The sequence below is a fragment of the Cellulophaga sp. BC115SP genome, from assembly GCF_009905545.1.
Lineage (GTDB): Bacteria > Bacteroidota > Bacteroidia > Cytophagales > Spirosomataceae > Flectobacillus > Flectobacillus rivi.
On the sequence record NZ_JAAALB010000032.1, the window covers coordinates 1 to 20,912 of the forward strand.

19 protein-coding genes and 1 tRNA gene are annotated in these 20,912 nt (G+C 36.5%); 8 read left to right on the forward strand and 12 right to left on the reverse strand.

What is annotated here, in order from left to right:
• The first annotated feature begins 168 nt into the window (after nt 1-168).
• The 3 genes from GVN22_RS19220 to GVN22_RS19230 are packed head-to-tail and all read left to right on the forward strand — an operon-like array spanning nt 169 to nt 2,382.
• A complete protein-coding gene (locus GVN22_RS19220) occupies nt 169-702 on the forward strand; it encodes a 5'-3'-deoxyribonucleotidase (protein WP_166552634.1) in 534 nt (177 codons plus the stop codon).
• A 36-nt stretch (nt 703-738) separates the two neighbouring features.
• Entirely contained in the window at nt 739-1,887 is a 1,149-nt protein-coding gene (locus GVN22_RS19225; RefSeq protein WP_166552635.1) for an MFS transporter, read from the forward strand.
• A gap of 18 nt (nt 1,888-1,905) precedes the next feature.
• A complete protein-coding gene (locus GVN22_RS19230; RefSeq protein ID WP_166552636.1) occupies nt 1,906-2,382 on the forward strand; it encodes an NUDIX domain-containing protein in 477 nt (158 codons plus the stop codon).
• A 106-nt stretch (nt 2,383-2,488) separates the two neighbouring features.
• Here GVN22_RS19230 and can read toward each other — a convergent pair whose 3' ends face one another.
• The 6 genes from can to GVN22_RS19260 form a co-directional block, all read right to left on the reverse strand.
• On the reverse strand, nt 2,489-3,118 hold the full coding sequence (gene can, locus GVN22_RS19235; RefSeq protein WP_166552637.1) for a carbonate dehydratase: 630 nt from the start codon (nt 3,116-3,118) through the stop codon (nt 2,489-2,491).
• A gap of 180 nt (nt 3,119-3,298) precedes the next feature.
• The gene (locus GVN22_RS19240; protein WP_166552638.1) at nt 3,299-4,894 is read right to left on the reverse strand and encodes a SulP family inorganic anion transporter; all 1,596 of its coding nucleotides are present in this window, start codon (nt 4,892-4,894) and stop codon (nt 3,299-3,301) included.
• Nucleotides 4,895-5,102: 208 nt separating this feature from the next.
• The gene (locus GVN22_RS19245) at nt 5,103-5,396 is read right to left on the reverse strand and encodes a hypothetical protein (protein ID WP_166552639.1); all 294 of its coding nucleotides are present in this window, start codon (nt 5,394-5,396) and stop codon (nt 5,103-5,105) included.
• Nucleotides 5,397-5,817: 421 nt separating this feature from the next.
• Nucleotides 5,818-7,200, reverse strand: a complete 1,383-nt coding sequence (locus tag GVN22_RS19250; RefSeq protein ID WP_166552640.1) for a HAMP domain-containing sensor histidine kinase — start codon at nt 7,198-7,200, stop codon at nt 5,818-5,820.
• 13 nt (nt 7,201-7,213) lie between these two features.
• Nucleotides 7,214-7,891 (reverse strand): response regulator transcription factor, encoded by a 678-nt coding sequence (locus tag GVN22_RS19255; protein WP_166552641.1) that lies wholly within the window; start codon nt 7,889-7,891, stop codon nt 7,214-7,216.
• A 681-nt stretch (nt 7,892-8,572) separates the two neighbouring features.
• Nucleotides 8,573-8,833, reverse strand: coding sequence for a hypothetical protein (locus GVN22_RS19260; RefSeq protein ID WP_166552642.1), 261 nt, complete (start codon nt 8,831-8,833; stop codon nt 8,573-8,575).
• A gap of 858 nt (nt 8,834-9,691) precedes the next feature.
• Here GVN22_RS19260 and GVN22_RS19265 point away from each other — a divergent pair.
• Nucleotides 9,692-10,753, forward strand: coding sequence for a GntR family transcriptional regulator (locus tag GVN22_RS19265; RefSeq protein ID WP_166552643.1), 1,062 nt, complete (start codon nt 9,692-9,694; stop codon nt 10,751-10,753).
• A gap of 117 nt (nt 10,754-10,870) precedes the next feature.
• Nucleotides 10,871-11,674: a ThuA domain-containing protein gene (locus GVN22_RS19270; protein ID WP_166552644.1), complete on the forward strand. Its 804-nt coding sequence runs from the start codon at nt 10,871-10,873 to the stop codon at nt 11,672-11,674.
• Nucleotides 11,675-11,727: 53 nt separating this feature from the next.
• Here GVN22_RS19270 and GVN22_RS19275 read toward each other — a convergent pair whose 3' ends face one another.
• The 5 genes from GVN22_RS19275 to GVN22_RS19295 form a co-directional block, all read right to left on the reverse strand.
• On the reverse strand, nt 11,728-15,519 hold the full coding sequence (locus tag GVN22_RS19275; RefSeq protein WP_166552645.1) for a hydantoinase B/oxoprolinase family protein: 3,792 nt from the start codon (nt 15,517-15,519) through the stop codon (nt 11,728-11,730).
• Nucleotides 15,520-15,609: 90 nt separating this feature from the next.
• Nucleotides 15,610-16,293, reverse strand: coding sequence for a pseudouridine synthase (locus tag GVN22_RS19280; protein ID WP_166552646.1), 684 nt, complete (start codon nt 16,291-16,293; stop codon nt 15,610-15,612).
• Nucleotides 16,294-16,468: 175 nt separating this feature from the next.
• On the reverse strand, nt 16,469-16,918 hold the full coding sequence (locus GVN22_RS19285; protein ID WP_166552647.1) for a GNAT family N-acetyltransferase: 450 nt from the start codon (nt 16,916-16,918) through the stop codon (nt 16,469-16,471).
• Nucleotides 16,919-17,075: 157 nt separating this feature from the next.
• On the reverse strand, nt 17,076-17,294 hold the full coding sequence (locus tag GVN22_RS19290) for a hypothetical protein (protein ID WP_166552648.1): 219 nt from the start codon (nt 17,292-17,294) through the stop codon (nt 17,076-17,078).
• Between the two features lie 201 nt (nt 17,295-17,495).
• The gene (locus tag GVN22_RS19295; RefSeq protein WP_166552649.1) at nt 17,496-18,515 is read right to left on the reverse strand and encodes an RluA family pseudouridine synthase; all 1,020 of its coding nucleotides are present in this window, start codon (nt 18,513-18,515) and stop codon (nt 17,496-17,498) included.
• A gap of 176 nt (nt 18,516-18,691) precedes the next feature.
• Here GVN22_RS19295 and GVN22_RS19300 point away from each other — a divergent pair, with 176 nt between their 5' ends.
• The 3 genes from GVN22_RS19300 (at nt 18,692) to GVN22_RS19310 (ending at nt 20,774) form a co-directional block, all read left to right on the forward strand.
• Nucleotides 18,692-19,615: a 1-aminocyclopropane-1-carboxylate deaminase/D-cysteine desulfhydrase gene (locus tag GVN22_RS19300; RefSeq protein WP_166552650.1), complete on the forward strand. Its 924-nt coding sequence runs from the start codon at nt 18,692-18,694 to the stop codon at nt 19,613-19,615.
• Between the two features lie 305 nt (nt 19,616-19,920).
• Nucleotides 19,921-20,310: a hypothetical protein gene (locus GVN22_RS19305; RefSeq protein WP_240915710.1), complete on the forward strand. Its 390-nt coding sequence runs from the start codon at nt 19,921-19,923 to the stop codon at nt 20,308-20,310.
• Nucleotides 20,307-20,774, forward strand: a complete 468-nt coding sequence (locus GVN22_RS19310; RefSeq protein WP_166552652.1) for a transcriptional regulator — start codon at nt 20,307-20,309, stop codon at nt 20,772-20,774. The genes GVN22_RS19305 and GVN22_RS19310 overlap by 4 nt, the downstream gene beginning before the upstream one ends.
• 39 nt (nt 20,775-20,813) lie before the next feature.
• Here the strand turns inward: GVN22_RS19310 and GVN22_RS19315 are convergent.
• A tRNA-Leu gene (locus tag GVN22_RS19315) sits at nt 20,814-20,897 on the reverse strand.
• Nucleotides 20,898-20,912: the final 15 nt, after the last annotated feature.

Sequence of the window (20,912 nt, forward strand, 5' to 3'; positions counted from 1 at the left end):
TACTTTTTCCAGTTTTAGATTTTGAAGTTGCCATCATTAGTTGATTTTTGAGGGCAACCTATTTTAGGCAAGGACAAAGGACAACTCATAATTCACAACTCATAATTCAGCACTCAGAATTACCAATCCCAATAAATAATAATTGTTTACTTTATCTCCCTTTATTTTATGAAACGTATTGCAATCGACATGGATGATGTTTTGGCTGACACGACATCAGGTATTCTCACCGAAACCAACCTCCGTCTTGGAACAAATTTTACCAGAGAAGACATTAGTAATCCTGAAAAGGCAAAAGAATTTTATGAGCAATATTTCCCGATTCGTGATTTTTTGCATGAAAAAGGATTTTTCCGTAATCTTCCTGTTTTTGATGATGCGATTGAAACTGTAAAAAAATTGCAAGACCATTATGAAATATTCATTGTTTCGGCGGCTACGGAATTTCCCAATTCATTGAGCGAAAAACTAGAATGGCTTGAGGAGTTTTTCCCGTACATTGGTTGGAAACATACGGTTTTTTGTGGACACAAATACATGATTAAAGCTGATTATTTGATAGATGACCATGAAAAAAACTTAGTAAAATTTGAAGGAACAGGCTTATTGTACGATGCACCTCACAATTACCATATCGAAGGTTATCAGCGTGTTTATTCTTGGAAAGAAATTGGCTCTCTCCTACTTCCCACCGAAGTTTAGTAGATTTGTACATTCTTTCCACTCATACTAAAATTTATGGAACTATCACTAACTTCTAATCATGCTAAAGCCGCTCGTTTGGCAACCAACGCACTATTCTTTATTTCTGGACTCAGTTTTTCAAGTTGGGCTTCACGCATACCAGATGTAAAGGAGAAATTAGGCCTAGGCGACGCCGCATTAGGCACCGTTTTGTTTGCTATGCCCATTGGGAGCTTATCAGCTTTGCCATTGGCTGGTGTGATTATCAACTACATAGGTAGCCGAAAAGTTACGTTGATTGCTGCTATTATTTATTTGCTATCCATGCCTTTTTTGGGAATCGCTAGCCAAGGTTGGCAACTAGCCATAGCACTTTTCATATTTGGCTTCGGAGGTGACCTTCTCAATATTTCGATGAATGTGCAGGCTGTAAATGTTGAAAAAACCATGAGTAAATCCATTATGTCGTCCTTTCATGCCATTTTTAGTATTGGTTTTATGATTGGAGCGGCATTGGGTGGCATTCTAGCTTCTCAAGGGATTTCTACGGTATGGCACTTGAGTACAGTTGGTATTTTGGATATTATTGTAGCCTTGTTTGTTTATCAGTATTTAATAGCACAAGACTTCAAATCTTCAGAAGCACAACCTTTATTTGCATTACCCGACAAATCACTTATGCTATTAGGAGTTATTTGTTTCTGCGGCATGCTTTGCGAAGGCGCAATGGCCGACTGGAGCGTATTATACTTCAAACAAATATTGGGGAATGCATCCAAATATGCCACTTCAGCTTTCACAGCATTTTCGATTACGATGGTAATAGGTAGAATAATAGGTGACAAAACGGTGGCTAAATTAGGACTCAAAAAGACCCTTATTCTCAATTGTTCGCTTGTAACCATTGGGATGATTTTGGCGCTGGCATTACCTATTTCTTGGACTGTTATTCTTGGTTTTTCAATTACAGGACTTGGGCTATCTACAGTAGTACCTCTTATTTATAGCGAAGCAGGGCATTCTAAAACTATGTCGGCAGGAGTTGCCTTAGCTGCTATTTCGACTGTGGGTATATCTGGCTTTATGATTGGTCCAGTAATGATTGGCTACATCGCCGAGTTTACATCTTTGAAAATTGCTTTATTTTCATTAGTTATTTTAGGTGGCTTAGGAACAATCCTAAGTACTCGGATCAAAAATTAGGAGAAAATATTATACAAGATGGAAGGACTAAAAAGAGTAGCGGTGATTTGTATTCTCCGAAATCAGACTAATTTTTTATTATTAAAACGATTCAATGAACCACTTAAAGGGCTTTATGTACCTGTAGGGGGAAAAGTTGACCCTTACGAAAATCCAAAGGATGCAGCCATAAGAGAGGTAAGCGAAGAGGCTGGTTTATCATTAGAAACTATGCGTTTTTGTGGTACTCTAGTCGAAACCTCTCCCTCCAAATATAATTGGATGAGCTTTATTTATGAAGCCGAAGTGGACTATTTCGAACCGCCAATCTGTAATGAAGGTATTTTAGAGTGGCACGATTTTACAAACATAGATTCGTTTCCAACACCTGAAACAGACTTTTTTATTTATCAATATGTATTAAACAAGAAGCCTTTTGCTTTTAATGCAGTATATACCGAAAAGGTGGAGTTGCTTTCGATGATAGAGGAAATTGAAAGTGTAAAAGTGGTTTAGGTTGTAGAATTAGCCAATGCTTTATGAAATAGCTAACCAACCCAACAAAAAAGCCGATAGTAGGAGAATATCCCTGCTATCGGCTTTTTTTAATACTCAGCTAAAATTAAAGATTATAACGGAAGATTGGATCTATCTGCTCAGGAGAATCAATATTTAATACTTCTTTGATTAATCCTGTATGCAAATCAAATACCCATCCGTGCAAGTGAGGATACTCACCATTTTGCCAAGCATGTTGAATAATTGTTGTTTTAGCTAAGTTCTTAACTTGCTCGTGTACATTGAGTTCTACCAAACGATTAAATTTCTGTTTTTCATCTTCGATACCTCCCAATTCTACCTCGTGCTTAGAATATACTTCTTTGATATTGCGCAACCACTTGTTAATCAAACCAAAATCATCATTACCCATTGCTGCTTTTACGCCCCCACAATTATAGTGACCACAGACAATAATATGTTTTACTTTCAAAACCTCAACACCATACTGAAGTACAGACAAGAGGTTCATATCTGTATGTACGACCATGTTTGCTACATTTCTATGAACAAACACATCGCCTGGCTGGGTATTAGTGATTTCTTCCGCAGGTACACGGCTATCGGCACAACCAATCCAAAGAAACTCTGGCTTTTGGTCTTTTGCCAATCTTTCAAAGTAGGTCTCGTCCATCGACAAGCGGTCAGCTGCCCAAGCTTTATTGTTGAGCAATAGTTTTTTGTAATCTTTCATCGAAACTTGTTTGTAACTTGTAAATACTCCGATACTTTGTCAAAGCTATAGGTTTACTGTCAGAGTATATTCGAACATTGATTATAACTTGAGAAATGAAACGGTAGAAATCAATCGTAAAATTTCATTTCTTTATTGCTGATGAACTTTGAGTTTTTATTGAATGCTCAAAGTTACGAATTAATGCGCGGAAATCGACTCAGGTAAGTATTGATTTATGTCTCCTTGTATTTTTCTTGACACTTTTTTGAAATCTACCTCTATATTTCTACGATATGCAGATGCTTTGAATTCATATAATAGATTATAAATGTCATGATCTATAAACTGAGCTTTAGTGGCATCAATATAAACCACATCTCCATCTTCAAGACTAAGTAATATCTGTTTGATTTTAGGCTTATTCAAAAACGATACATCTTTATTAAATTGAATCAGCACATTCTTTCCTTCTCTCACAAACGAAACCGCAGAATGAAAGTTAGTTGATAAGACAAAAATTAACCCCACTCCTGTTCCTATAAAAATACCAAATAACAAATCTTTGAACACAATCACCAAGATAGTTACCAAAAACGGAATCCATTGGTCATACCCTTCTTTGAATACTTTGACAAATACTTTGGGGTGCGCCAGTTTGTATCCAACTGTCAAGAGTACAGCAGCGAGCGACGATAAAGGAATTTTGTTTAATAAATTAGGAATTAAAAGCACAGAGCCCAACAACAACATTCCATGTACTACAGAGGACATACGTGTACGTCCACCCGAATATACGTTAGCAGAAGTTCTTACAACAACGGACGTAATTGGTAATCCACCAATCAAACCTGAAATTACGTTACCAATTCCTTGGGCAACTAATTCTTTGTCAGGAGATGATTGTCTTTTTAGAGGGTCGATGGCATCGGATGCTTCCAAATTCAGTAATGTTTCAAGACTGGCAACAATTGCTAAAGTAAAGGCAACGATATAAACCTTGGTGGTCATCAGCGCTGAGAAATCAGGAAAAGAAAATGCAGACACAAAATCACTCACTCCACTCATTTTGGGGATATTTACCATGTGAATCGGAGAATTTCCTAAGTAATAAAACGGCTGATATATACGATATGCTTCATTCATAAGTGTACCTACCAATACAGTCACCAAAGCAGCAGGAATCATGGCAAAAATACCTTTGTACTTCTTGGCAGCTCGTTCCCAAAGCAATATCACTGCCAAACAAACGATAGCAATCGTGACAGCACCATAGTTAAAATCCACTACCGAACGAATCAATTCTGTGATAGTATTCTGATGGTCAGCTACTTGCTCAAATTCAAATTCACCTTCATAATCTTGGTCATCGCCAAGCGCATGAGGGATTTGCTTTAAAATAATAACAATACCAATAGCGACTAACATACCACGAATCACACTTTCGGGAAAATAAGCACTAAACTTCCCCGCTTTGATAAGTCCAAGTGCCAATTGAATGACACCTGCTAGCACAACTGCCACTAAGAATCCTTGAAATGAACCTAAATCATGAATTGCCGTTGCTACAATTACGGTAAGACCAGCCGCTGGTCCACTGACTGAAATTTCGGAGCCTGAGAGTAAAGCGACAAAAGTACCTGCTACAATACCTGCCAAAATACCCGAAAAGAGAGGAGCGCCAGAGGCGAGAGCAATGCCTAAACATAAAGGCAATGCTACCAGAAATACTGACAAACCAGATTTCCAGTCGCTTTTAAATAAAGCGTCTTTGTAATGTTGAACTGAGTTATACATATTGTTTGATGTTGGTTTATTATAGAATCCGAGCAGAAAATGCTCGTTATAATTCTACACCAAACTTATAGATTTTTTAACTCAGATTAGAATACGATTAGAGTTTTTTTGCTAAACGAAAATAGCTTTCCATAACTATTTTTATAAAAAATAAAAATAATCCATGAAAAATAACCTTTTTTAGTAATAATTAAAGAAATTCTAATCTCTATCTAATGTCAGATTGGCTAAGAATAACGTTTCCGTTTTGTGGAGGAACAACTCTGCGAGATGATTTGGAATGGCGTATCAACTTTTTCTTTAGTCTTTCTATTTCTTTGTCGGACTCTAATTTGCTGGCTAAAGTGGAGTCTTGTCGAATGAGTGCTTCTCTCAGATTTTCAATCACGACAATACGTTCTCTCCACTGATACCAATTTGCTGCTATTGACCCCAAACAACAGATAGTCACAAGACCTATTACCCAATAGAGTTTGGATAAAGTCTCATTTTTTGTGGTCACATTCGTATTTTTTTGGTTGATTACAATCATAATTTCTTTGACTAAAACGATTTCACCTACTCCTACTATCCAACTTCACTGTGAGATTTACAAAATAATTTCCATTTTGCAGGTCGCTTGCCATCACTTACATGTACTTGCTTGATTTTCATTCGCATACACATACCATTAAGTTAAAAAATTAATTCATAACAAGCAAATGATGTATCGAAGGATGGAGGAATTAAAGTAGCAAAAAAAAGTTTCTGCAGCTCCATACAACTGCAGAAACTAAGCACCTTAAACACCTATATTATAGTACTAAAATCTTCTTTTCATGAAAAGGCCTCTATCAAACTTCTATCTCTAATTCTGCTTTAGCCTTTTCTTGATTTAAAATAAGTAACAAATCTTTAAGAAGGAATGAAGATAAAATTAAAATCTAGTTAACAACTATAACTTTTTCTTCAAAGAATTGTACTTTAAAGACCGTTTTATCAAGTGTTGATTCCTTAATAAATAAATTTCCTTTATGAAGTTTGATGATTCGTTCGGCCAATGGTAAGCCTATGCCATAACCACGGGTATCCGCAGTTTTTTTAGAACGAAAAAATGGCAAGAAAATCAACTTTTGGTCTTTGGTATCTATCACAGCGCCTTTGTTGATAAACTCTAAAAATAATCCTTTATCAAAACCTATATTAACATTTATTGTCTGGTTAGTAGAAAACTTACAGCCATTTTCAATAAGATTCATAAAAGCTACTTTCAAAAGCTGACCATTGCCCAAAATACTCAATTGCTCATCAGAGTCGATATTATCAGAAAACTCAATAGAAATACCATAATTTTTGTGCACTTTCAACAATGAACTCCTTGCTTCCCAAATAATATCGTCAATTCTGATGCTCGTAAATCTGTTAGGTAGACTATCGTCACTTAGTTTAGTAAGTTCGAGTAGGGTATTTGTTAAAAGGTTTAAGTCCTTCACATCCTGCAAAACCGATTCCATCGTTTCTTGGTATTCTTCCTCAGTCCGTCGGTTGAGCAATGATACTGTTAGCTGTGAAATAATTTTGGTTAAGGGATTTTTAAGCTCATGGCTCACATTCGAAATAAATACCTGCTGATGCTGAAAAGCCTCCTCTACCCTAGTCAAAAGGTTATTAAATGTGAAAGTTAACTGTCCTATTTCATCTTTCACATTTCGGACTTTCAAGCGCTTTTTGAGGTTGTTAGGATAGATATCATTCATCTCATTTATTACCTCGGCAATTGGCAATAACGCCCTCCCCGCGAAAATCCACCCAAATATCGCAGAGGTAAAAACGATAATGATATATAAAGAAATAAGGATACGTTGCAAATCTCGGAGGGTTTCAAGCCCCTGCTGATCGACCCCACCCGCTAGTACCAACAAACGGTTGTATTTATCGTAATAAGGAATCCCCAGAATCTGAATATCCTGATAGGTTGTTGTTGCTGTACCTTCCAGACGAACATCGTTGAGAAACTTACGTGTTACCACAACTTTTACAGTATCATTGTTTGTATAAATTTCCTCGTTTTTGTAATTATAAATCGATACTTTCTCTTTATACAAAACATCCTTATTCGTTTTTTCTATGACCTTCAACAATTTTGAGTCAATTTGGTCGACTTTTACAAGGAGTTCCGCGGTGGTAATAGCCTTTGACTGCAATCGTGAATAAAATCGATTCTCGATATAAGTATGGGTAAAATAATAAATCCCTAAAAATGACAAGAGCACGATTAGGGATACCAAAAGAGTAAATTGTAAAGTAAGTTTAAAGCGAATACGCATAGCGTTTGAGCATTTATTCTGATTTCAAAACATAACCCATTCCATAGACATTATGGATAAGTTTTTGAGGAAAATCTTTATCTACCTTTTTTCTTAACAAATTGATATACACCTCAATAACGTTGGTACCGGTATCAAAACTCACATCCCAAACTTTTTCGGCAATTTCTACTTTTGAGAGTACTTTTCCTTGGTTACGGAGTAGCATTTCTAGTAGTTCAAATTCTTTGGCAGTCAAAGGAATTTTTACGCCCGAACGTAATACAACTTTTGAATCTAGGTTCATTTCCAAATCCATAAACGTCAAGGTGTTTTTGTGCATACTCACGCCTGTGCTTCGACGCGACAACGCTCTGATTCTAGCTAAAAGCTCTACAAATTCAAATGGTTTTACCAAATAATCATCAGCTCCAGCATCAAATCCCACCACTTTATCTTGAAGATCGCCTAAGGCTGTCAGCATCAAAATAGGCGTAGTCAAGCCTTCTTTCCTCAATTCTTTACATAGTTCGATACCATTGAGTCCTGGCATGATAATGTCAGTTACAATAACATCGTAGGTATTTTTTTTAGCTAGGTGTTTGCCTATCAAACCATCATAACAATAATCAACCTCAAAACCCGACTCCTTCAATCCTTTGCTAAGTGACTGAACGGTTTTTGCTTCATCTTCTATCAATAATAACTTCATAAGGTTACTGTTTTAACTCTGTATGCGCCAACCCGACTATTATTCAAAATCAGGGTTAATAATAATTACCCAAAACTACAGAAAAAACATAGACTTTCTATCATTTAGTTCGTGGCTGATTCGAATGAAATGGTCTAAAAACAACATTGGGTTGACGAATATCGTCAACCCAATAGATATAATAAACCACATACAAACTAAATTATTGCTATAATCAGTTTTCTAAATCCAGGCACTTTCAATGAAAGTGTTCGACCCTTTCGAGTCCAAAAATGAATATGGGACAACGCTTCTATCTCTTTCTACACGCCAAAATTCATTTTGTTTACCTTAACAGGTATATTTTTTTACTACTCCCTTTCCCAAACCGTTGCCTCTCACGAGTAGTTTCCTTAAATTTCTTCATCACAAACTTCAATACCAAACTATTGGTTACAAGCGTATGATTTACTTACAAGGGTAAGTACAAGTTATGAATTAAAATTAAATAATTATTGGCTATATCAACTTTACTAAAGTATAGATTGCGGTAGGCGAAACAAAATACTTGGTAAGATTTATGACAAATCTCTGCAAAACCTTTCTTTGTAAAAATGTGTCAATCTACAGGGCATCAATATTGATATATCCCTAATAGCTTTTGACATCTCTTTATCAAGAAATGTTGCAAATCATTTAATCCTAAATTCTAAAGTTTTTAAACAGCATAAAGAGCTGTCGATCTGAGGAGTATTTTTGGAAGAATATATTATTGATCTTGCGATTTTGTTCTGCAATCAAATAATTGGTGAATAAACCGTAGAATGGCGAAAAAGACAAAATGGCTGCAGAAGCAAAAGGATGTGCGGCGTCTTCTTCGTTTTCTTCACTTTCAGAGAGATTTTCTTCGCTATATTGAAGAGCACTTTTGTCTTTCGAAGCTGATACAACAAATCTTTTCATATTCTCATTCGCCTGTCCCAGATCAGCGGCCATGGAAATAGCCACCTTGAAACTTGCAAGGACGAAGATTAAAAATATTCTAAGATATAACCTCATGTATCTACTTTGAAATTCTTTGGAATCACTGTTTTGTGACTTCTGATGGCAAATTAAAAAAATGGTTTAATCATTTGACAATAATTTAAATATTTTTTTTTGCCTCTATTGCATTTTACTTTAAAAAATACAATTAAAAGTGAAATTATAACAATTTCTGAAATAATTATCAACAAAAAATCCATTTGATTTACAAATGGATTCTCTAATATATATTAAAAGTAGGAGAAAGCTTTTTTGAAATGATTAAGACAATTGCCTGCGGAGACACCGCTGTGTGACTCCGTCAGACATTGTACACCATTAACCATTTTTATAAACAAAAACTAACCAAATATCTCGTGCTAATGCATCTGATATATCGAATGTATATTTTGAAAGCTAGTTGTGCTATGGCTAAAAAATTAGTAGTTTAGACAAGCCAACTATGCTACACTATGCTATGCTAAAAATTCAGGACAAATATAAAGACATTTTTTGCTATTCAAAATAATTTCAATAATAATTTGTACATATTGGGTAGAATTCCTCTATTTTTTTGATGTTCGTATTATTTTTTATTTATTTTAAACTACTATATTGCCGAAAATGCCAATATAATGACTTCTTAAAGTTTAGATGGCTTTTGTTTGTATAAGAAGACAAAAACAATTTTGAGATTCCTCTGTTAGGTCATTTAATATAGCTTTATAAACTTTTTGATCATTTATTTGTCAAACACTATGACGTTTATTGGACACTTGAATCACACTTTTCAAAGTATTGACTCAAACCCCAATAGGTACTCCAACGATTCTATTCTCATTAATGAAAGATTTTGCTCTAATCGATTCACAATCGAGTAAACCTAAATACCAGCAACTTATAGAATATATCATCGATTCGATTGAGAACGGAAGACTCGCCAGAGGTCAACAACTTCCTTCAATCAATGAAGTGGCTCAAAACTTTGGCATGGCTCGTATGACTGTGACAAAGGCCTATGACGAATTGCGTGAGAGGGGCTTGGTGACATCACATCACGGAAAGGGTTTCTATGTAAATAGTACAGATACTCGTAGTCAAATGAACATTTTTGTGTTGTTTGACGCCCTCACACCCTATAAGGAAATCCTATACGATGCTATTGTTGAAGGGCTAGGAGAAGATGTAAATGTCAATATCTTTTTCCACCATCATAACATCAAGGTATTTGAAAACCTGATTCTCAACAACTTAGGTCATTATAATTTTTATGTGGTGATGCCTCACTTTAATCAGGATGTTTCTGAAATTTTAAAACAGATTCCAAAAGAAAAACTTTTACTACTAGATATTGATGTTCCTTCTTTTGGAGAAGACTTTGCGCTACTTTATCAAGATTTCGAGCATAATGTTTACCAAGGTCTTTCGGAAGCCCAAAATTTGATTCAGAAATATCAAACCCTTTCCTTGGTATTAAGCAGTAAAAGTTTTCAATACACACCTGTCGGGATTATTAATGGATTCAAGAAATATTGCCTCGAAAATCAAATCCCTTTTGAGATTATTCCAGACTTAGAAGAAGAAGAACATTTGCAAAAAGACCATGCATATCTCGTTTTTAGAGAAAATGATTTGGTACGTTTTATCAATTGGTCGAACAAAAAAGGATGGAAATTAGGAAAAGATATAGGTCTCATCTCTTATGATGATACTCCTATTAAGGAAATATTAGCAGAAGGGATTTCTGTAATTTCCAACGACTTTCAAGCCATGGGAAAACGTGCAGCAGAAATGATTCTTAGCAAACAAAGAGGTCGAATTGTCAATCAATGTAGTTTTATTAAACGTAAATCGTTGTAAGTTAGAGACAATCACACATATCAAAAACCTGTATATCAATTACTTAATCCAACAGAACAATAAATACTATTATACATCCGTATAATTTCGCCAAACCCAATTGATTAATCTAAAACTATGAAATTTTTAATAACCCTACTCTTCACTATCCTTAGTGTTCACATCAGTATTGCTCAAAAGTTTAAGGTCTTGGCTTTTTACACAGGCAAAAATGACTTAGCTCACATTAGTTTTGTGAAAGAAGCCAACACGTGGCTTGAGCAACTAGCCAAGGAAAAAAAGTTCAGTTATCATGCTACTAATAATTGGGATTCTTTGAATACAGAAGTGCTAAAATCAGTGGATGTTGTATTGTTTCTAGATACCAGACCCGAAAAGCCTGAACAAAGAGAGGCTTTTGAAAACTATATGAAAAATGGTGGGGCTTGGTTAGGATTTCATTTCGCTGCATTTTCCCTAGACAAATCAACCTATCCTCAAAACTGGGATTGGTATCACAATCAATTTTTGGGGTCTGGGCAGTATGAAGGAAATACGTGGAGACCAACTTCTGCTATTTTGAAAATTGAGAAAAAAGGACATCCAAGTTTGAAGAAATTGGAGAAAGAATTCACGACTTCTCCAAATGAATGGTATAGCTGGGAACATGACCTACGTCAAAATCCTGATATTGAGATTTTATTGGCTATTTCTGAAAAAAGTTACCCATTAGGTACAGGTCCAAAGAATCATGAAATATGGTATTGCGGCTACTATCCCGTGATGTGGACTAATAAAAAATATAAAATGGCATACGTAAACATGGGACACAATGATATGGATTACGAAGGAGGAACTAATGCTACTCTGTCATATCAATTTGCCAATCAAAACTATCGACAGCTGATTACCAATACGCTGTTTTGGCTTGGTAAGAAATAGTTTTAAAAAAAATACCTAGTTCGAGACTTTGTCTCGGACTAGGTATTGGTCAATCAACCTATTGAACTCCCGTAGCCCCCTCCACCTGGCGTCTTCATAATTAGTCTATCTCCTATTTCTAATTCGGCGCCATCGACTCCAGCCAATAAGATTTTTTCACCAGATTCCTTCAAAATATATTGTTCTCCGCACTGTCCATTTTCTCCACCATTTAAACCATACGGAGCATATTTTCGATGTTGAGTCAAAATAGAAAGCTTTACTGGTTCTAAAAATAAGAATGTTCGAGTAATACCATTTCCTCCACGGTATTTACCTTGTCCTCCTGAGCCTTCACGGATTCCAAAAGATTCGAGACGAACAGGATAGCGTTTTTCCAAAATTTCAGGGTCAGTAATACGCGTATTGGTCATGTGGGTATGTACACCCGAAGTTCCGTCAAAGCCATTTCCTGCTCCACTTCCACCACAAATGGTTTCGTAATATCCAAACGAGTCGTTACCAAAAAGCGTATTATTCATTGTTCCCTGTGAACAAGCCATAATTCCAAAAGCTTTGAATAAGGTATCCGTTAAACGTTGGCTAAGTTCGACATTGCCACCTACCACAGCAGGGCATTCCTCTGGATTTTCTGAAAATATTGGACTCAGTAAGGTATTATTTGGAATTACTAATTCGGCAACCCTCAACAATCCATCGTTTAGAGGAATATTGCTTTGCAACAGTACTCTCAGGACATAAATTACCACAGAGTTTACAATTGCTTCATTAGCATTCAGATTACCTTTATGAACCCCAGATGTTCCCGTAAAATCAATAGCGCATCTACCATTTTTCAATGTCATATTTACCTCTAATCGAGTATCATCATCTAATAACTCCACAGCATGATAATCTCCATTAGGAAATTCACTCAAACGCTCCTGCATTTTATCGGCCGAATAAGATTTGAGCAAGTTCATGTAATAATGCACACGCTCCAAGCTATGTTCCTGTACTAACTGCTGAAGTGCCAACTCACCATTTTTAATAGATGCCAAAGCAGCATTCAAATCTGCTAAGTTTTCAGCAACAGCTCTGGATGGATAAGGTGCATTTTGGAGTAAATCTGTTATTTCTGTCCAATCAATTTTTCCATTTTTTGATAAAAATACAGGGGTAATCACGACGCCTTCTTCTGCTAAATTTTTGGCATCGGGTGGCATCGAAGCTGGGCGAATCCCTCCTATCTCTGAGTGATGACAGCGATTGACCACATATCCAATGAGTTGATCACCTTGTTTGGTATAAACTGGTGCTATAAGCGTTACATCGGGCAAATGAGAACCTCCAAATTTAGGATGATTTGTAATGACAATATCTCCTTTTTCAAGGGTAACTTGTGCCAAAAGCTTTCTCACGCATACACCCAAACTCCCCAAATGTACAGGGATATGCGGTGCATTGGCAATTAGTTCGGCATTGTGGTCGAGTAAAGCACAAGAAAAATCAAGACGCTCTTTTACATTGACCGAAAGTGAAGTTCTTTGTAACAAAACACCCATATTGTCTGCAATAGACATAAAGCGATTCGTGAAAAGCTCCAATTGGGTAATATCCTGTTCAGAAGAGGCTATTTTTTCTTGAACATTGGTATCTACTTTGGTCAGAATGGCTGAGCCATTAGTGGATAATTGCAATTCCCAACCTTTTTCAATAACGGTTGTACTAAAACGATCGAGTAATAAGGCAAAACCTGTAATTATTGAACCTTCTTCTAATTGCTCACGTAGAAAAACAGGAACTTCTTGCCACTGTCCTTCCACCCAAGCTTTTATCGTATGTGAAGGAATCGCTTGCTTTTTCGTCAAAACTACTTGACTTTTTTCTTCAAAAATATTCTGCTTTTGAGCTGCAATCAAACGGATATTCTCTACCTCAATGGCACGATTTTCGGTCCAGTGACCATAAATTTGGCGATACTTTTCTTCAAATGTTTGTATGCTTTTCTCGAAACCCTCCCACTCTATTTCCAAACTTGCATCTTGCCCTTTCAGGCGTAAATAAATATATCGATGTTTAATATAGCTTTGATGAGGTTCTATACCATCTTTCTTCAGTTCGATCATGGCTTTTATTGCCAAATCTTGATATTTTTTATATAACTCTTTATCAAGATTTTCATCATAAACCTCCAAAACCGATGCCTCTGCAAAACGCTCTACTTGTGCCTGAGATATACCGTAAGCTGATAATAAACCAGCATCTAGCGGTAATAATATTTTTGAAATACCCAGTAATTCAGCTATGCCACAAACATGTAAACCTCCAGCCCCACCAAAAGCCACAAGGGCATAATCAGTAGTGGCATACCCTTTGGCTATGGATATTTTACGGACGGTTTCTGCCATTTTCTCATTGGCAATGGCTCTAAAACCCTCCAATATCTCCTCAGCTTGCGGACGGGCTCCTGTATTTTTTTCGATGCTAGATAAAATTTCTTCCAATCGCTTTTTCGCCCCATCCATAAATACAGGTATACCAAATTGTGTACTGTCCAAACGTCCCAATAACAGATTGACATCGGTAATTGCCAAAGGACCGCCAGCACCATAACAGGCAGGACCTGGCCATGAGCCTGCGCTTTCGGGACCAACACTCAATTTGTAGCCATCGTACGTGCATATTGAACCTCCGCCTGCGGCCACGGTCTCAATCGCCAAGGCTGGGCTAAAAATTTGGGTATTACCAATTTTTTGGACAAACTGATATTCAAGTTCATGGTCATAACGAGCCACATCGGTGCTTGTGCCGCCCATATCAAAGGCGATAAATTGCTGGATACCAGCTTTCTGAGCCACTTTAGATGCACCAACCACACCACCTGCTGGACCTGAAAATAGGCTATCCTTAGGGTGAAAAGCGTCATATCTTACCAAACTACCAGCACTGGTCATTACCTTCATATTGCCTTCGCCAACTTTGGAAGCAATGTTGCTCAAATAACGATGAATCACGGGTGCCAAATAGGCATTCACCACCGTAGTTTCGGCACGTTGTTGAAACTTGATTTGTGAACTTAATTCTGTGGAGATATGGACAAACTCAAAATACGGACTCAAGGCCTCTTTGAGGGCGATTTCATGAGTGGAATTTCTGTAAGAGTTTTTTAAACAAATCGCTATTGACACTATTTCAGCAACCTTAAGTTTTTGAATTAGCTCGTCTATTTGCGTAATATCTAAAGTTTGCAAAACTTCACCATTAGCGTCTATTACTTCCGAAACCTCCTCTACTAATGCATACAAAGGTTCAGGACGTTCGATTTTCATGGCAAAAATATCAGGACGGGCTTGGTTGCCTATTACCAATAAATCCTTGAATCCTTTACTGACTAAAAAAGCTGTTTGGGCACCCTTCAATTCCAACAAAGCATTAGTTCCTTTGGTAGAGCCAACACGCAATTCGATGGAAGGAAAAGCCTCGTTTAACGCTGTTTCAGTAATGAGTCTTGCACCTAATACTGGCGCTTCTTCAAAAGCAGTGAGCGCAAAGTTTTTTCCAATCAAATCAGTCGGGATTGGTAGCTCAAGCGTCAATATTTTTTCCTTAAAATCATAAGATACAACCTTCGACTCAAATGATTGGTCGAGGCTGTATAATTGGTATCCTGCCAAAATATCTTTTGACAAAAACCATGACTCTTTAATTTTGAGGCTATTCTCGGACACTAATGCTAAGGCTTGCCCACGCAAAGTACCATTAGATAAAATCTTTTTTCGGTATATTTTTCCTTCGGAATCAGTTGCGATGCAATCAGTAAATGTTCCTCCAGTATCTATTGACACATTGTAATGCACAGACATCTTTCGATTGGGGATTTGGGATTTTTGATTTCAGATTTGGAGACTAGCTCATTAATATCCGATGATTTATTAGTCTATTGGAAAAATCATTTATAATTCACCTATCAACTCTCCAACTTCTCGGTATTCATTGGGCTGTAAATCGCCCAAATGTATTTGGTCAATTCTTATTCTTTTGAGAGACAAAACTTCATAATCTAGTTTATAGCACATACGACGGATTTGTCTATTGAGTCCTTGTACTAGAATAATGCTAAAAGTATGCTCATCAAGGGCTTCTACGGAACAAGGTAATGTAGTTTGCCCCATAATCGTAATACCACTTGACATTTGAAGAATAAAAGATTCTGTAATAGGTTTGTCGACCGTCACGATATATTCCTTTTCAGTCTGATGTTCCTTTCGAAGAGTTTTATCAAAAAGTCTTCCATCATTGGTAAGCAATAAAAGTCCTTCCGATGCTTTATCGAGGCGACCTACAGGAAAAAGTTTTTCTTCAAAAGGCAAAATAGCCTGTAAATTATCAGGGATAGTTTGATTGAGGGTTGTTTCTATTCCGACTGGTTTGTAAAAGGCGATATAGTGCAACTTTTTTTCTTCTCGCAGTATTTCCTCCTTCCAAACAATTTCTTGAAACGCTTGTATTTCTACATTTTCAAACACCTGTTTTCCAGCAACCCGACATTCACCAAGCGTAATCAATTCAAGGGCTTTTTTATTTGAAATTTGTAATCGTTTTACCAAAAAATATTGGAGTCTATTCCGAAAAGTCATGAGTTTGTGTTTGAAGGATTTGGGTTAGGCTTTGGGCAAATACAATTTCAGATTTCAGATTTCGGATTTGGGATGTTGGATTTTGGAGTTATTGCCAGTCTGTAAAATTCCGAAATCCCACATCCCAAATCCGAAATTGTTATGAAACTCTTGCCTAAACCCTCTCCCCTATCCCCTAATAGTCAATATGTACATTAATCCAACCAGCATCGAAACGTGCTCCAAATTTTTTGTAAAAATTAATAGCAGGTTCATTCCAATCTAACACTTGCCACATCAAACCTGTACAGTTGTTTGCTTTAGCAATATCGAAAGTTCCTTCCAAGAGTTTTTCGCCTACCCCTTTTCCACGCATTTTTTCACGAACTACTAAATCCTCTAAATATAAACGTTTGCCTTTCCAAGTAGAATAACGATAGTAATACAGCGACATTCCGACCACTTCGCCATCAACTTCAGCTAGAATAGCACCAAAAACAGGATTTTCACCAAACCCATCGATATACATTTGTTCAACAGTATTGGTCACTTGTTCAGGAGCTTTTTCATATACTGCCAACTCCATAATCAAATCAAACATCACTGGGAGATCTTCAGGAGTAAATTTTCTTATAATAACAGACATTGAGGAATGGTTTTAGGAAATAAAAAAAGACTATTTAAGATTTGTTGATAGTCTATTTATTTCAGTGATGATTTTTCAAATATAATAAAAAAGTCAGTTGCGAGGCTTTTGCTCAACAACTGACTTAGCTTACATTTTCAGACAAATTGCTTTGTTGCTAAAAATTGTAAATAATATCTCCATTCAACCCGATAAAAATCCAACCTTTTTGCTCTAATTCTCGCAAGAGGTTGTGCGGGCTTTGAGGAGGATGCGATCCCACAAAAAAAGTGGAAATGTAGTTTTTTAAGGACTTGGCCTTTTTAGGTCTTTTAGCTCGTTCGATGCCTGCTAAATAATCGACTAAATCTTCTGTTTCGGTAACAAAGGTATTCATGGCTTTACAAGAACAAATTGTTAAGAACTCAAAAAATCGTGTAAATATGAATGAGAATCTATTTACACATTAACTAAAAAATTGGAAAAACTTTTCAGAAAATAATCAATAGTATTTTAGCGATAATTCATGAATCAATACAATGTTTGCTTAAATCATGAGTTATTCAAACCATTTTTATGACAAAATAATAAAAAAATTCTATTCGTTGTTCACGTATTTTTCCCATTTTTCAAGCAAATTCTGCATGTCTTCAGGTAAATCAGTATCAAACTGCATAAACTCACCCGTTGTAGGATGAATAAAACCTAATGACTTGGCATGCAGGGCATGACGAGGACAAATTTTAAAACAATTGCCTACGTATTGTTCATATTTGGAGAACAAAGTACCTCTCAAAATTCTATCACCGCCGTATGTACTATCATTGAAAAGTGGATGACCAATATGCTTAAAATGCACACGAATTTGGTGAGTACGCCCCGTTTCTAAGTTACACTTTACCAAGGAGACATAACGCAAATTTTTCAACACTTTATAGTGTGTCACAGCATGTTTTCCAACCGAACCATCAGGGAATACTGCACGGATTTTACGGTCTTTTATGCTACGACCAATATGTCCTGTAACAGTACCTTCTTCATTTTTAAGTTCGCCCCAAACCAAGGCATAATACGTACGCTCGATGCTATGGTCAAAAAACTGCTTAGCCAAGTGTGTCATGGCATAGTCGTTTTTAGCAATTACCAAAAGCCCAGAGGTTTCTTTGTCGATACGGTGCACCAATCCTGGGCGAGCCTCCCCGTTACGATGAGTTGGCAAGTTTTGAAAATGATATACCAAGGCATTTACAAGGGTGCCCTCCCAATGCCCAAAAGCAGGGTGAACTACCATACCAGCTGGTTTGTTTACCACCAACAAATCATCGTCTTCATAAACAATATCCAAAGGAATATTTTCAGGCTCGATACCACCTTCGCGTGGAGGGTGCGGCAGCGATACCGTGACAACATCAAAAGGTTTAACTTTATAACTTGCTTTGGTTACAATATCGTTGACTTTTACGAGACCTAAATCTATACCGTTTTGAATCTTGTTTCGAGTTGCATTTTGCATGCGCATCATCAAATATTTATCAAGACGTACTAATTCTTGACCTTTTTCTACTACGATTCGATGATGTTCGTATAATTCTTCTTCGTCTTCTTCCAGTTCTTGCATAATTTCGTGTTTTCAGATACAAAATTATTAATTTTAGTTAAGAAAAGCTGAAATAAATGAGGATACAAGATTTGTTTTAAAATTCATGACTACGTAAAAAAGGACTACAAGCCTATTTAAGTTAATTTTGTAAGAATTAGAGACTCATTCATTTCAGACGCTTCAAATGCCTTATTATGCTAATTTTCCCATCATTTGACCTTCCTATATCTCCCATACAAACAATTTTTCATCCTACTTTAGAAAAAGTAGATATTCAACTGATTTTAAAACGTGACGACTTAATTCATCCGAGTATTTCGGGAAATAAATGGCGCAAAATGAAGTATAATTTGATCGAAGCGCATCAGCAAGGCTTTAGGCAACTCATTACTTTTGGAGGAGCTTATTCAAATCATATTTATGCCACTGCCTCCGCAGGAAAAGTTTTTGGTTTTGAAACTTTAGGAATTATTCGCGGCGATGAACTAAATCCACAGTCGAGTCCCACGTTGAAATATGCAGCCGAAAATGGAATGCAGTTTAAGTTTGCCAGCCGAACAGCATATCGAGACAAAGAGGAGATTTTAAGACAATTAAAACAAGAAGATATCACTTTAGAAAAAGCCTATTATTTACCAGAAGGTGGTAGTAATCATTTAGCCTTAAAAGGACTAGCAGAGTTAGCACAAGAAATTTATCAACAAACTCAACCCGATTATATTGTTTCGGCAGTTGGTACAGGTGGTACCATTGCAGGCATACTTGCAGCGAGTAAAGCACCGACCCAAGTTATCGGAATAACGGCACTTAAAGGAGCAACCTCAGGACTTTTGAATGATATTCAAGACCTCCTTTCCGAAAACTCTACCATTGATTTTATACGCTTTGCCCTACTCGACGCCTATCATTTTGGTGGATACGCAAAATATACTCCTGCGCTACTAGACTTTATCCGACAACTTGAAAGCTACAATCCAAACCTCCAACTCGAACAAGTCTACACAGGCAAAATGCTGTACGGAATCATCGATTTAGCAGAAAAAGGATATTTCAAGAAAGAAAGTCAAGTGGTGGCTGTGCATACTGGCGGTTTGCAGGGGCGGTTATTGGAGATTTAAGATGGCTATCTCCTAATTCAATTTTTCTAGCAATAGAGGTTAAATATTAAGTATCTTCTGTCTGTTTTATAGCTATTAAACTAGTTAAGTTTTTGTAAAACATATTCCTATCACCGCCTTGACTTTCTTATACATTTTGTATAATTTTATATAAAATAATCGAGCCTATGAAGCCTAAAAAAGTTCTAATCAAACGCCTATTAGATAACAAATATATAAATGCGTCAATCATAAAAGTAACTAACTTTCATATTCTTCCCAGCATCACTGATGGATGGAGGTTTAACTTCCGAAAACATGCTCGCATGAAAACGAGGCAGACATATTCATTAGTTACAGATGAAGAACCAGCCATTATACAAGGATGTTTAATTTATGATGAAAGTATTCCTTACATGGCCTATATCGAAATTGCGCCACATAATAGAAGTAGTTCTGAAAGCCAAGTCTATGATGATGTTGCAGGCTGTTTAATTGCGCATGCCTGTAGGTTAAGTTTTTTGCATGAGGACGATAGATTCAAGGGATGGCTTACCTTTGATGTCCTAGAAGATAGCACCGAGGAAGAGTTAAAGTTGAAATCGTTGTACAAGCAAAAATATGGAGCCAAAGAAATTCCAGGTCGTTCTACCATGTACATTGATCCTGAAAATGGAGAGAAATTGATTCAAAAATATTTAACACGAAAATCATGACAAAACATAATGAAATACATCCTTCCGATATTTGGAGTAAGGACAAGGCAGATTTTTTAGTCAATTTTATCGAAAATCAATCAGACCTTCAAACTCCTGAGAGATTGATTAGAAATAAAATGCTTGCTATTCAATATCAAATCGAAGACTATCTTGAATCAAACCCTTCAGATGAAATTAAGTCAATTGCCTACTTCGTCAAACTCTATATCAAAGCATTTGATGTCTCACAAAGTAAAGTCGCAAAATTATTTCAGATGCAAGAAAGTAATTTTTGTAAGTATATAAATGGCGAGAGAAAACTGAATAGTAGTTTTATTATAAAAATCAGCGAATTGACCCAAACAAATCCTGAATATTGGCTGAGGATTGAGGCTAAAAATAAATTGTGGGAAATCCAAAAAGAGAAAAGAAATAGGAAACATGAGGAATACACTCTTAGCAAACTTCTAAGTATCGAATAGATATAAAAAAAGAGGAACAAATTTCTTTGTTCCTCTTAGTACCCAGAGCCGGAGTCGAACCGGCATGCCAATGAAGGCATTGGTGTTTGAGACCAACGCGTCTACCAATTCCGCCATCTGGGCATTTGGTATTCAAGT